The organism is Eudoraea adriatica DSM 19308 (genome assembly GCF_000382125.1).
Lineage (GTDB): Bacteria > Bacteroidota > Bacteroidia > Flavobacteriales > Flavobacteriaceae > Eudoraea > Eudoraea adriatica.
This window is the reverse complement of sequence record NZ_KB907546.1, coordinates 700,220-713,081: the sequence shown is the minus strand read 5'-3', so window position 1 is coordinate 713,081 and position 12,862 is coordinate 700,220. Positions and strand designations below refer to the sequence as shown.

At 38.7% G+C, this 12,862-nt stretch carries 10 protein-coding genes; 7 read left to right on the top strand and 3 right to left on the bottom strand.

The window, feature by feature from the left end:
- The first annotated feature begins 148 nt into the window (after positions 1–148).
- From G504_RS0103395 to G504_RS0103375, 5 genes are all read left to right on the top strand, one after another.
- The gene (locus G504_RS0103395; protein ID WP_019668734.1) at positions 149–1,309 is read left to right on the top strand and encodes an ABC transporter substrate-binding protein; all 1,161 of its coding nucleotides are present in this window, start codon (positions 149–151) and stop codon (positions 1,307–1,309) included.
- The gene (locus G504_RS0103390) at positions 1,309–2,340 is read left to right on the top strand and encodes an iron ABC transporter permease (protein WP_019668733.1); all 1,032 of its coding nucleotides are present in this window, start codon (positions 1,309–1,311) and stop codon (positions 2,338–2,340) included. The genes G504_RS0103395 and G504_RS0103390 overlap by 1 nt, the downstream gene beginning before the upstream one ends.
- 61 nt (positions 2,341–2,401) lie before the next feature.
- Complete coding sequence (locus G504_RS0103385) at positions 2,402–3,154, top strand: ABC transporter ATP-binding protein (RefSeq protein WP_019668732.1); 753 nt, start codon at positions 2,402–2,404, stop codon at positions 3,152–3,154.
- A 63-nt stretch (positions 3,155–3,217) separates the two neighbouring features.
- Positions 3,218–4,555 carry a DNA recombination protein RmuC gene (rmuC, locus tag G504_RS0103380; protein WP_019668731.1) on the top strand — a complete coding sequence of 446 codons (1,338 nt, stop codon included), beginning with the start codon at positions 3,218–3,220 and terminating at the stop codon, positions 4,553–4,555.
- Positions 4,556–4,560: 5 nt separating this feature from the next.
- Entirely contained in the window at positions 4,561–4,926 is a 366-nt protein-coding gene (locus tag G504_RS0103375; RefSeq protein WP_019668730.1) for a hypothetical protein, read from the top strand.
- Between the two features lie 23 nt (positions 4,927–4,949).
- On the opposite strand, the gene pgl is transcribed toward G504_RS0103375, so the two are convergent.
- Positions 4,950–5,669 (bottom strand): 6-phosphogluconolactonase, encoded by a 720-nt coding sequence (gene pgl, locus G504_RS0103370; protein WP_019668729.1) that lies wholly within the window; start codon positions 5,667–5,669, stop codon positions 4,950–4,952.
- A gap of 9 nt (positions 5,670–5,678) precedes the next feature.
- Complete coding sequence (gene zwf / locus G504_RS0103365; protein WP_019668728.1) at positions 5,679–7,211, bottom strand: glucose-6-phosphate dehydrogenase; 1,533 nt, start codon at positions 7,209–7,211, stop codon at positions 5,679–5,681.
- 182 nt (positions 7,212–7,393) lie between these two features.
- Here zwf and gndA point away from each other — a divergent pair, with 182 nt between their 5' ends.
- On the top strand, positions 7,394–8,803 hold the full coding sequence (gndA, locus tag G504_RS0103360; RefSeq protein ID WP_019668727.1) for an NADP-dependent phosphogluconate dehydrogenase: 1,410 nt from the start codon (positions 7,394–7,396) through the stop codon (positions 8,801–8,803).
- A 56-nt stretch (positions 8,804–8,859) separates the two neighbouring features.
- A complete protein-coding gene (locus tag G504_RS0103355; RefSeq protein WP_040443729.1) occupies positions 8,860–9,894 on the top strand; it encodes a phosphotriesterase family protein in 1,035 nt (344 codons plus the stop codon).
- A 43-nt stretch (positions 9,895–9,937) separates the two neighbouring features.
- On the opposite strand, the gene carB is transcribed toward G504_RS0103355, so the two are convergent.
- On the bottom strand, positions 9,938–12,790 hold the full coding sequence (gene carB / locus G504_RS0103350; protein WP_019668725.1) for a carbamoyl-phosphate synthase large subunit: 2,853 nt from the start codon (positions 12,788–12,790) through the stop codon (positions 9,938–9,940).
- Between the last annotated feature and the right edge of the window lie 72 nt (positions 12,791–12,862).

Here is a 12,862-nt window from a genome sequence, read left to right as displayed (position 1 = left end):
GAGAATTCCTATAATGAAGTGAAGTATTATAATTCCCCCTATGATATAGATGATGATGTTTGAATCTCTTCCCATTTGAGAACTTTTAACAAAATTAGGATATATACAATTTTGGAAATGTGACTTTTGTTACCTTGCAGCAGAATTTATGGATTCATTCGCAATTAAATATATAGCATTACTTAGTCTGCTTCTGGCCTTTGTTTCATGTAAAGAGAAAAATCAGAATTCTTTGCCTGAAACCTTAAAAAGTCATTTGGTGAACATCAATTATGCAAAAGGATTCGCCATTGAGAAACATGCTTCGGGGATTACGATAATTAAAGTATTTTCTCCCTGGCCCGATGCAGGCGAGGCTTTTGTTTACTGTTTGGTTCCCAAAAATCTTAAAAAACCACCAGAACTGAACAGCAAGGATTTTGATGCCGTTATTAAGGTTCCTGTTGAAAGAATTATCGCCACTTCAACAACCCATATTCCCGCTATGGAGAATCTGGGAGTAATAGACAGGCTCGTAGGATTTCCCGAAACCAGATATATTTCTTCTGAAGTCACCAGAAAAAAGATAGACGAGGGTAAAATAAAAGATCTGGGCAATAACGAGTCTATCAATACTGAAATGGTTATAAACCTTAATCCCGATCTGATAATAGGTTTCAGCATTAATAATCAGAATAGGGCATATGAAACTCTTAAGCGTTCAAATATTCCGATTGTTTATAATGGTGATTGGACAGAAGAAACACCTTTGGGAAAGGCCGAATGGATTAAATTCTTTGCACCTTTCTTTGGTTTGGAGGAAAAGGCTGAAAGGCTTTTTAAGACCATCGAAGGTAACTATTTAGATGCGAAGGCTTTAGCACAAAAAACAACTGACAAACCAACAGTACTTAGTGGTGCCCTTTATAAAGATGTCTGGTATCTTCCGGGAGGAAAAAGTTGGGCAGCCGGTTTTATCAATGATGCCAATGCAGACTACTTATGGAGCCATACAAATGCCACCGGAAGCCTTTCACTAAGTTTGGAAAGTGTACTTTCAAAGGGGATTGATGCCTCATTTTGGATATCGCCATCTCAATTTACATCCTATAATGGACTAAATGAGGCGAGCAGGCATTATCGCCGGTTTAAAGCCTATAATGAAAAAAAAATATACACTTTTGCAAATACAAAGGGAGCAACCGGCGGTTTGCTGTATTATGAATTGGGCCCAGCCAGGCCCGATTTGATCTTGAAAGATCTTATTTACATTTTTCATCCGGAATTACTGCCGGATCATGAGCTTTTCTTCTTTAAACCTTTAATGTAGTGCTAAGATCAAATACATATCTGTTTCCTTTTCTGCTATTATTTCTGGTTTTGCTTTTTTGTTTGGTACTTAACCTTAGTTTCGGGTCGGTAGCCATTCCATTTGGTGATACTTTTACAAGTATTTTAGGCGGAAAAATTGAAAACGAATCCTGGCATTACATCATATGGAATTATAGGATTCCCAAGGCCTTAACTGCTGTTTTGGTAGGTAGTGGACTATCTCTTAGTGGTCTGTTAATGCAAACACTTTTTAGAAATCCCCTTGCTGGTCCTTTTGTTTTAGGGATTAGCTCAGGTGCAAGTCTGGGTGCCGCACTCCTGATCATGGGATCTACACTATTTTCACATTGGCTTATTTTTGAAGTCATTAATGATGTATCCCTTGCCATTGCTTCGAGCATAGGTAGTTTTTTAGTTCTCCTGGCCGTGATTACCGTTGCATCCAGAATTAAAGATACCATGGCTTTGCTCATTATTGGATTAATGTTTGGAAGTATAACTGCGGCTTTGGTAAGTGTTCTCTCTTATTTCACTGATGCGGATAAATTACAACAATATATATTTTGGGCATTCGGTAGCGTAGGCAACTTATCCGGGACACAACTGGCGCTTTTAGCTGTATTTATCCTGATTGGTGTTATCCTGAGTATTATTTCTCTCAAATCACTCAATGCATTGTTGCTGGGTGAAAATTATGCACGAAGTCTAGGTGTTCATTTGAAAAAAACCCGTTTCATAATTATTATAGCAACAGGGTTACTCGCCGGGGCAGTAACAGCCTTTGCTGGCCCGATAGCATTTATTGGACTGGCTGTACCCCACTTAACCCGGCAAATTTTTAATACAACTGATCATAAAATATTGGTACCGGCTGTACTTGTATACGGGGCAATACTTCTGTTACTTTGTGATTTGATTGCTCAATTACCTTCTTCTTCCTATGTTTTGCCATTAAACGCTATTACTTCTGTTGTAGGTGCACCGGTGGTTATATGGTTATTGGTAAGAAAGAAGAAGATGATATTTTAATCTATTAAATAGTTAAATTATTTCAACAAAAAATGAACATATCATCCTGGAGGCCAAGAAGTTGTCTGTTGGATATACTTCTCGCAGAAAGAATACTGCTGTAGCCAACGATATTAGTTTTGGGCTTACAAAAGGTGAGCTGGTTGCAATTGTTGGCATAAACGGTATTGGCAAGTCTACTCTATTGCGAACTTTGGGACGTGTACAGCCTAAATTATCAGGTTCTGTATTGATAAAAAATAAGCCCATCGAAACTTTAAAGTCAGAGGAGTTGGCAACCCTGGTGAGTGTTGTGTTAACAGAACCAATTGCATCAAAAAACCTGACGGTATTTCAACTCGTTAGTTTAGGAAGGCATCCTTACACAAACTGGATTGGGACGTTGTCTGCCGATGATCTGTCAAAAATCCTAAAAGCAATCAAAATATTAGAATTAGAACCTTTGCAGAATACGAAATGTTATGAACTTAGTGATGGGCAACTGCAAAAGGTCATGATAGCCAAAGCCCTGGCCCAGGACACTGAAATTATTCTTCTGGATGAACCCACCACGCATCTGGATCTCTATCATAAAGTGCACATATTAAAACTATTACAAAGAATCGCTCATGATACCAAAAAAGTGGTTCTTTACACCACCCACGAAATAGACCTTGCAATCCAGCTTTGTGACAAAATATTTATAATGAATGGGGATACCAATAATTTTGGTGCTCCCTGTGAACTCATTGAGTGCAAAAGCTTTGAGGATTTATTCCCCAAAGACACCATTACCTTTAATCCCGAGACAGGCTCATTTAAGATTAATAAGTAAGTTCAACTAGTGCTGCTATTTTAATGGTAATCAATTATCTTTACTTTTCAGAATCAAAAATATATGGAAGCCTATTTGGTTTATAGTATACTTGCCGTGGTTTTTTTGGTAGCCGGTTATTTTTTAGGCAACTACATACAAAGCCTTAAAACAAAATCGAGTCAGAGTGCCCTTCTGGAACGAGAACAACAGCTCAGGAATAATCTTGCAGAAATAGAGAAAAGGCTGGCATTGGGTATGGATGAGACAAGCGAATTGCGATCGCAAAAGGAGCGTTTGGGGATTCAGATAAGCAGGTATGAGGTTGAAATGGAGAATTTGCATCAAAAAAACTCGGAGCAGAAGGCAGAGGTAGAAAAACTTCAGGAAAAGTTCACTAAAGAATTTGAAAATTTGGCTAATAAAATTTTAGATGTAAAATCAGAAAAATTCACCAGGCAGAATAAGGAAAATATTGAAAATATCCTCAATCCCTTAAAGGAAAAAATTAAGACTTTTGAAGACAAAGTTGAAAAAAGTCAAAAAGAAAATATTAGCATCCACTCTTCACTCAAAGAGCAGTTGCTAAATCTGCAAAGTCAAAATTTAAAAATTACCAAGGAAGCAGAAAATCTAACTAAGGCTTTAAAAGGTGATAGCAAAATGCAAGGAAATTGGGGTGAATTGGTATTAGAGAGAGTACTGGAAAAATCAGGTCTTGAAAAAGACAGGGAATATTCGGTGCAACAAAGTTTTACCAGGGAGGATGGCAGTCGGGTATTGCCAGATGTAATCATTAATCTTCCTGATGGTAAAAAAATGGTCGTAGATGCCAAAGTTTCACTTACAGCCTACGAACGATATATAAATGCTGAAGAAGAATTGCAGGAAAAATATTTAAAAGAACATATAAGTTCCATAAAGACTCATGTGGATCAATTATCCTCAAAAAAATATGAAGATCTTTATGAAATGGAAAGCCCTGATTTTGTTCTTATGTTTATTCCTATAGAACCGGCTTTTGCAATTGCAATAAACAATGACAACTCTATTTACAATAAGGCCTTTGAACAAAATATTGTCATTGTAACACCATCTACCTTATTAGCAACCCTTCGTACTATTGATAGCATGTGGAACAACGAGAAACAGCAAAGAAATGCTATTGAAATAGCCAGGCAGGCAGGGGCCTTATATGATAAATTTGAAGGGTTTATAACAGATTTGACTAAGGTGGGCAAAAAAATGGACGAGGCTAAGACTGAATATAAGGGGGCTATGAATAAATTAGTCGAGGGCCGTGGAAATATTATTTCAAGTATTGAAAAGCTCAAGAAAATGGGAGCTAAAGCCAAAAAGTCTCTACCAGACAAATATCTTGAAAGAGCCCAGCAAGATGATTTTGATGAAAAACTAAATTAGTACACATGAAAAAAGCTTTGTTTATTGGGGTTACTATTATCATTTTAGCTTTTGCCTCATATTTTACTTTCGTTTATTATGTGCCCTATAGCGAAGGGGTCCGATCCGGGGAGTTAATAAAAATAAGTCACAAAGGGGTGGTTTTTAAAACCTGGGAAGGCGAATTAAGTCAGGGTATCTCTGGTGCGCAAATATTTAAGTTTTCCGTTTCCGGCAAAAAGAAGGATGTCATTGAAAAGCTTAAAGAATATCAGGGAGACTATGTTAAACTGGATTATGAGGAACGTTATGCTACATTCTCCTGGTGGGGTGATACCAAATATTTTATCACAGAAGTAAAACTTGAAAAATCACCTCATTTCAATAACTAGTTTACAGTTTGAAAACTAGTTGCTCAAGGCAATTGAATTAATTTTCCCGCATCGGCATCCAAAAACCAGTTTAACCTCCCTGAATGTGGGGCAACAAGTGATGCAGGATATGAAGTGTAGTTTCCCTTCTTTTCGATTATCTCAAAGATTATTTGAGCCTTATTTTCACCTGTTACAAGGAATGCCACTTCTTTGGCATTATTTATAATAGAACCGGTAAGAGTTACACGTTTCTGACCCGTTTCAGGATGTTCAGCAACCTCACAATGCGATTTAGAATTCCATAAGCTGATCTGATTTGGAAAAACTGAAGCCGTATGCCCATCATCACCAATTCCCAGTATTACGAGATCAAATTGTGGCTGCATATTATGATCAGGTAGCCTGGTTTCTAAAAGAGCTGCATATCGTACAGCTTCTTCCTCTGGTTTGTTCTCCCCCTTAATGCGGTGTATATTCCCAGAAGGTATATCTACTTTAGAAAACAGGTACTCATTAGCCATTCTGTAATTACTTTCTTTATCATCAGAAGAGACACAGCGCTCATCGCCCCAATAGAATTGTACTTTTGACCAATCTATCCTATTCTTAAAATGTGCTGCCAATTCCTTAAACACTTCTTTCGGAGTACTTCCGCCGGACAAAGCTATATGTAAAATAGTGTTTTTGGCTATTAGCTTACAAAGGTATTCTGAAAAAGATTCTGCCGTTTGTTCTTTGGATTCAGATATATTGACTTTCATACCAATGTCTTAATGTATTTCACAGAAACCCGGGTCATCTGCAAGTTGTTCCCCCGGATTTCTCCAGCTATAAAGACCGTCAAAAAGTTCGTCGGCATTCTGTGGGCCCCAGACACCCGAAGAATAGCCATAGGTTTTAACATCTTTCCCATTTTTCCAGTATTCCAAAATTGGATCCACAAACTCCCAGGCTGCTTCCACTTCATCTGCCCTTGCATATAATGTTGGGTCTCCCTGCATTGCATCCAACAAGAGTCGCTCGTAGGCGTTCATAACGTTTTTCTCGGACAAGTCAGAATAGTAAAATTCAAGATTCGCTCTTTCTACCTTAAACCCTTGTCCCGGAACTTTAACCCCGAATTTTATTAAAATTCCTTCATCAGGTTGAATTCGAATAATTAATTTGTTGTCTTTGTCAATAATACCGGATTCACTAAAAATATGATGATGTGGTGATTTAAAATGAATAACTACTTCGGTGACCTTCGTAGGCATCCTCTTAGCAGTACGCACATAAAAAGGAACATCTTTCCACCGCCAGTTGTCTATGTAAAACTTAACAGCCGCATACGTTTCTGTGGTAGATTCGGGGTCCACCCCTTCTTCTTCCCTGTAGCCGGGAACTTGCTCACCCATAAAATCCGAAGCCAAATATTGCCCTCTTATTGTATTTTTTAAAAGTGTTTCCTCATCTCTCATAATCCTCAGGGACTTCAGGGCTTTAACTTTCTCATTCCTGATTTCTTCTGCTTTATCATCAATAGGCGGTTCCATGACCACAAGGGAAATTATTTGCAATAGATGATTCTGGAACATATCTCGCAATGCACCAGATTTATCATAATACCCACCTCTTTTTTCCACACCTACCGTTTCCGCATTTGTAATCTCCACATGGTGAATATAATTTCTGTTCCACAAAGGCTCAAAAATGCTGTTTGCAAATCTTGTTATCAAAAGATTTTGCACTGTTTCCTTGCCCAGATAGTGATCTATCCTGTAGATCTGGGGTTCACCAAAATATTTTTGCAGTCCCCTATTCAGGTTTTTAGCGGTTTCGTAACTATATCCAAATGGTTTTTCTACAATAAGTCTTTTCCAGCCTTGCGACTCATTTGCCAATTCCTGAGCAGCCAGATTCTTTGCAATATTTTCATAAATACTCGGTGGTGTGGATAAATAAAACATGAAATTATTATCCGTTCCATGGGCGTCATTAAGATTGGTGATCCGTTCTTTTAATCCGTTGTATTCTGAAATGTAATCCTTTCCGATTTCTGTATAAAAGATCTTATTTGCAAAGTCCTTTACGTAAGCTTCGTCATGACTATTAAGCCTTTCCTTTAAATACTTGCTATTATTTACAACCCTGTCCCTGAATTCCTGATCACTTAAAACACTTCTGCTGGTTCCTAAAACAACAAAGTTTTCAGGCAAATACTTGCCTTTATAAAGGTCAAACAATGCCGGAATTAGCTTTCTTGAAGTTAGATCACCAGAAGCCCCGAAAATTATCAACATTTGATTTTCCACTTTGGCCATAGTCAGATTAGTCAATTTTTTAATACATTATACCCTCGGAGAAAATTCCAATTGCTCTTATATAAGATAATTTAATTTATTTTTGAATCTCGCCTTTGGCTAAGATAAAATTTATTTGCTTTTTCAATAGAAGTAAATTATTCTGTCAACCTTAAGTCGAAAAAACATTTTAATTCATACTTATGCAAAATAACACCTATGATTTCGGACTTGTTGGCCTCGGTGTGATGGGTCGTAATTTTATTTTAAATGTTGCCGACAACAATTATAAGGCCTTTGGCTATGATCTTGATCCCGATAAAGTCAGTTCGCTCATAAAAGAAGGCGGTGACATCTCAAAGGTAAATGCATCCGGAGACATAAGCACTTTTGTCAATGCCTTGTCATTACCCCGTAAAATTATGTTACTGGTGCCGGCCGGGAAGATTGTAGACGCTGTTATTGAAAGTTTATTGCCCCATTTATCGGCGAATGATATTATAATTGACGGGGGCAATTCATTTTTTACAGATACAGACCGCAGAGAAGCCTATTTACAATCGAAGGGGATTAATTTTTTTGGTGCCGGTGTTTCAGGGGGCGCAGAAGGCGCAAGAAATGGCCCAAGTATAATGCCAGGAGGTTCCAGCAAGGCGTATAAAGAGGTGCAGCCGATTTTTGAAGCAGTGGCCGCCAAATTTAATGGTGAGCCCTGTGTGGCATATATGGGGCCAAAATCTGCAGGCAACTATGTAAAAATGGTTCACAATGGCATAGAGTATGGCCTGATGCAACTAACTGCAGAGTTTTATGACCTGTTGCAAAAGGGTGGTCCACTGAACAATGCGGAATTACATGAAGTATATTCCGAATGGAATAGAGGGCGGTTGCAATCCTTTTTGGTAGAAATAAGTGCAGAAATATTTGAGAAAGAAGACCCTTTTGGGCAAGGTATGTTAGTAGATAAAATTTTGGACAAAGCCAGGCAAAAAGGTACAGGTAAATGGACTTCCCAAAATGCCATGGATATAGGAATCCCGATTCCAACCATAGATGTTTCGGTTAGCATGCGTGAGATTTCTGCTCTTAAACAAGAAAGGATGTTAGCTGCAACGAGGTATGACCGGGGTTCTATAAACTTTCCTGAAAAGGAAAAGCTAATCACAATTGCCGAAAAAGCCCTGTATTTTGCATTTATTCTGACGTATGCCCAGGGAATGCATCAATTAAAAGCGGCTTCAAATGAATATGGCTATGAGCTTAAATTAGCAGGAATAGCGAAGATATGGAGAGCCGGCTGTATTATCAGGGCTACGCTTTTGGAAGATATTGCCAATGCCTATGAGGAGGACACGGGATTAACCAATTTGCTTTTGTCACCAGCCTTTGAAGAAAAAATAAAGAATACTGCAGGTGCTGCAAGAGAATTAGTGACATTAGCAGCAAATAATGGAATTCCCATGCCGGGACTATTCAATTCACTTAGTTATTTTGATGCGTATACTTCAGCGAGGCTACCTTTAAATCTAATCCAGGCCCAGCGAGATTATTTTGGATCACACACCTACGAACGGACAGACAGGGAGGGAATCTTTCATACGGACTGGAGTTAATTTTGTGAAAGCATATTTGTGTCCATGAAAAAATACAGAACAAATTTAGCCATGAAATGAAACTACAGCTAACAAAATCCCTTTGTCTTTATTCATTCCTTTGGATAGTCGCAATCGGAATGGCCCAAAACGAACCTGTACTCGTACAGGATATTAACGGCTTGAATGCAGTAAAACCAGGAGAAATTTGGTTATCCCATGAGCACATTTTGGTCGATTTTATTGGTGCAGACAGTATTAATCCAGGTTCATGGAACAAGTCCGAGGTTGTAGAGCAGGTACTTCCCTTTCTTTTGGAGCTTAAGGACTTTGATGTAAAGTACTTTGTGGATGCCACCCCCCAATTCCTCGGCAGGGATGTACACCTTCTAAAGGAACTTGCTGAGAAAACCGGTATAAAAATAATTACGAATACCGGACTTTATGGAGCTCAGAAAAATAAGTTTATCCCGGAATATGCAAAGAATAATACTGCGGAAGAGCTGGCAGAGAAATGGCTCGGGGAATTTGAAAAAGGAATTGATGGCACCACCATGAAACCCGGCTTTATTAAAATAAGTGTCGATAATTCAGATTCACTCAGTCCCATGCACAAAAAGCTGGTCAAAGCTGCAGCCCTATGCCACCTAAAAAGTGGTTTGACGATTGCCTCACATACTGGAAAGGCGGTTTCACTATGGCCACAACTGGAGATTCTTGAAGAACAGGGGGTCGCAACTAGTGCATTTATCTGGGTCCACGCTCAAGCTGAAACGCAGGAACCTATTTTTCTGAAAGCGGCTAAAAAAGGGTGTTGGATAAGCCTTGATGGCTTAGGGTGGGAAATAGACAAACATGTTGAAAAACTGGTATACGCCAAAAGAAACGGATTCTTGGATCAGATTCTTATATCACACGATGCCGGTTGGTATGATCCTCAGAAAAATAAACAGGAAATTAAACCCTATACCCCTATCTTCAAAACCCTGCTTCCAATACTCAGGTCAAAAGGATTTACCGAGGAGGACATTAATCTTTTAATTTCAGTTAATCCTTCAAGGGCCTACGGCATTCAAAAAAGGAGTATAAAATTAACAGAAGAAAAGCCCTAAATGCAAACATTTACCAAACATTTGAGAAAGCGGCAATTGCGGCCTATTTGCTCAAATACATCTTACGCTTAGAGTAAAGTTCGTAGAATTCGTCATCTTTCAGACTATCTATAAACAAGATACTTTCTCCAGTGCTTTTCATTTCAGGCCCCAGATTTTTGTTTACATTCGGAAATTTATTGAATGAAAAAACAGGTTGCTTAATGGCAAAGCCTTCCAGTTTAGGATTAAAGTTAAAATCACTTATCTTTTTTTCTCCCAACATTACCTTTGTAGCATAATTCACATAAGGTTCTCCATAAGCCTTGGCTATGAATGGAACCGTTCGCGAAGCCCTCGGATTTGCCTCAATAATATAGACCATGTCATCCTTTATGGCAAACTGAATATTGATTAAACCAACGGTATTCAAGGCCAGGGCAATTTTTTTGGTATGATCCTTAATTTGCTGCATCACAAATTCGCCTAAATTAAATGGAGGTAAGGTAGCATTAGAATCACCCGAATGTATCCCACAGGGTTCTATATGCTCCATTATCCCAATAATATATACCTCCTTGCCATCACAAATGGCATCTGCTTCGGCTTCAATGGCCCCATCCAGATAATGATCAAGTAAAAGTTTGTTGTTTGGTATTTTTCGCAGCAAATCTACCACGTGTTCTTCCAACTCTTCTTTATTGATTACTATTTTCATTCCTTGTCCTCCCAATACATAGGAAGGTCTTACCAATAAAGGGAAATTTAGTTCATCGGCTAAATCCAGGGCTTCTTCTGCGCTTTCTGCCACCCCAAATTCAGGATATGGAATATTGTTTTCCTGCAATAATGTGGAAAAACTTCCCCTGTCCTCCGCAAGATCTAAAGACTCAAAACTGGTACCTATAATTTTAATGCCGTATTTGTCTAGCTTTTCTGCCAATTTTAGAGCCGTCTGTCCACCTAACTGGACAATTACACCCTCAGGGTTCTCATGCCGTATAATGTCGTAGATATGTTCCCAAAATACGGGTTCAAAATATAACTTATCGGCAGTATCAAAGTCAGTAGATACGGTTTCCGGGTTACAATTTATCATGATGGTTTCATAACCGCATTCCGCAGCAGCAAGAACGCCATGAACGCAGCAATAATCAAATTCAATTCCCTGCCCTATTCTGTTCGGCCCTGATCCCAGCACAACAATTTTTTTACGATCCGTAACAACACTGTCGTTTGATACAAACCTTTGCCCATCCGGGGTTTCAATTTCCTCTTCAAAAGTAGAATAGTAATATGGGGTCATCGCTTTAAATTCAGCTGCACAGGTATCAACCAATTTATAAACCCGGTTAATCTTCAGAGCTACCCTTTTCTTATGTACTTCACTTTCATAACAGTCAAGCATATGGGCTATTTGTCTATCTGCAAAACCTTTCTGTTTGCCTTCCAGAAGCAATTCCCTGGGAAGGCTTTCAATGGTATATTTTGAAATTTCCTTTTCCAAGAAGTGCAGTTCTTCGTATTGTTTTAAGAACCACATATCTATCTTTGTAATTTCATGTATTCTGCTTAAAGGTATCCCTAATTGTATCGCATCATAAATCACAAAAACCCTGTCCCAGCTCGGAATGGTAAGTTTACTTATAATCTGGTCATAGTTTTTGTAACCTTTACCATCTGCCCCGAGACCATTTCGTTTAATTTCAAGGGACTGAGTAGCTTTGTGCAACGCTTCCTGGAAAGATCTTCCTATTCCCATTACTTCTCCTACCGATTTCATCTGCAGCCCAAGGGTTCGGTCTGATCCTTCAAACTTATCAAAGTTCCATCTCGGTATTTTAACGATCACATAATCCAGTGTAGGTTCAAATAATGCGGAAGTAGATTTTGTAATCTGATTTTCCAATTCGTCCAATGAATATCCAATGGCTAATTTTGCGGCAATTTTGGCAATAGGATATCCCGTGGCTTTAGAGGCCAGGGCCGATGATCTGGAAACCCTCGGGTTGATTTCAATGGCAATAATATCTTCTTTTTCATCCGGGCTAACCGCAAATTGCACATTACATCCTCCGGCAAAATCCCCAATGCTTCGCATCATGTGTATTGCCATATCCCGCATTCTTTGAAAAGTACGATCTGATAGGGTCATGGCCGGTGCCACCGTAATGGAGTCTCCGGTATGGATCCCCATAGGATCCATATTTTCAATGGTACAAATAATGACGACATTATCATTCTTATCGCGCAGTAATTCAAGTTCGTACTCTTTCCATCCCATAAGAGCCTTATCAATCATAACCTCATGTATGGGAGATATTTCCAGCCCGCGACTCAATAGCTCATCAAAATCCTCCGGTTTGTAAACAATAGAGGCTCCTGCGCCGCCAAGGGTATATGAGGCCCTTATAACCAGAGGAAATCCAAATTCCTGGGCAATCTCCTTTCCCTCCAGGAAAGAAGTGGCAGTAGATTGAGGTGCCATTCCTATGCCTATTTTAAGCATTAACTCACGGAATTTCTCCCTGTCTTCCGTTATGTTTATGGCATCTATATCCACGCCTATAATTTCAATTCCAAAGTCATCCCAAATACCTTTATCTCCTGCTTCAATGCACAAATTCAGGGCCGTTTGTCCACCCATAGTTGGCAAGACAGCATCAATAGTTGGATGCTTTTTTAATACCTTAACAATAGACTTTGTATTCAGGGGAAGTAAATATATATGATCTGCCATTGAAGGATCTGTCATAATTGTAGCGGGGTTACTATTAATTAAGACCGTCTCAATACCATCTTCTCTAAGAGAACGAAGCGCCTGAGATCCGGAATAATCAAATTCACATGCTTGTCCTATTATTATTGGTCCGGACCCAATTATTAGTATTGATTTTAAATCCTTGCGTTTTGGCATTACTTTGTTTTTTAAGATTTAATATTACTTATTGAATAAAAAAAAGGTGCTACTTTTAAAAAGTAACACCTG

Excerpts from the sequence above, each read along its gene's own strand:
- G504_RS0103375 (WP_019668730.1), top strand. The coding sequence starts at position 4,561 with ATGAAAAAAGCTTTGTTTATTGGGGTTACTATTATCATTTTAGCTTTT.
- pgl (WP_019668729.1), bottom strand. The coding sequence starts at position 5,669 with ATGAAAGTCAATATATCTGAATCCAAAGAACAAACGGCAGAATCTTTT.
- rmuC (WP_019668731.1), top strand. The coding sequence starts at position 3,218 with ATGGAAGCCTATTTGGTTTATAGTATACTTGCCGTGGTTTTTTTGGTA.
- G504_RS0103355 (WP_040443729.1), top strand. The coding sequence starts at position 8,860 with ATGAAACTACAGCTAACAAAATCCCTTTGTCTTTATTCATTCCTTTGG.
- carB (WP_019668725.1), bottom strand. The coding sequence starts at position 12,790 with ATGCCAAAACGCAAGGATTTAAAATCAATACTAATAATTGGGTCCGGA.
- G504_RS0103395 (WP_019668734.1), top strand. The coding sequence starts at position 149 with ATGGATTCATTCGCAATTAAATATATAGCATTACTTAGTCTGCTTCTG.
- zwf (WP_019668728.1), bottom strand. The coding sequence starts at position 7,211 with ATGGCCAAAGTGGAAAATCAAATGTTGATAATTTTCGGGGCTTCTGGT.
- gndA (WP_019668727.1), top strand. The coding sequence starts at position 7,394 with ATGCAAAATAACACCTATGATTTCGGACTTGTTGGCCTCGGTGTGATG.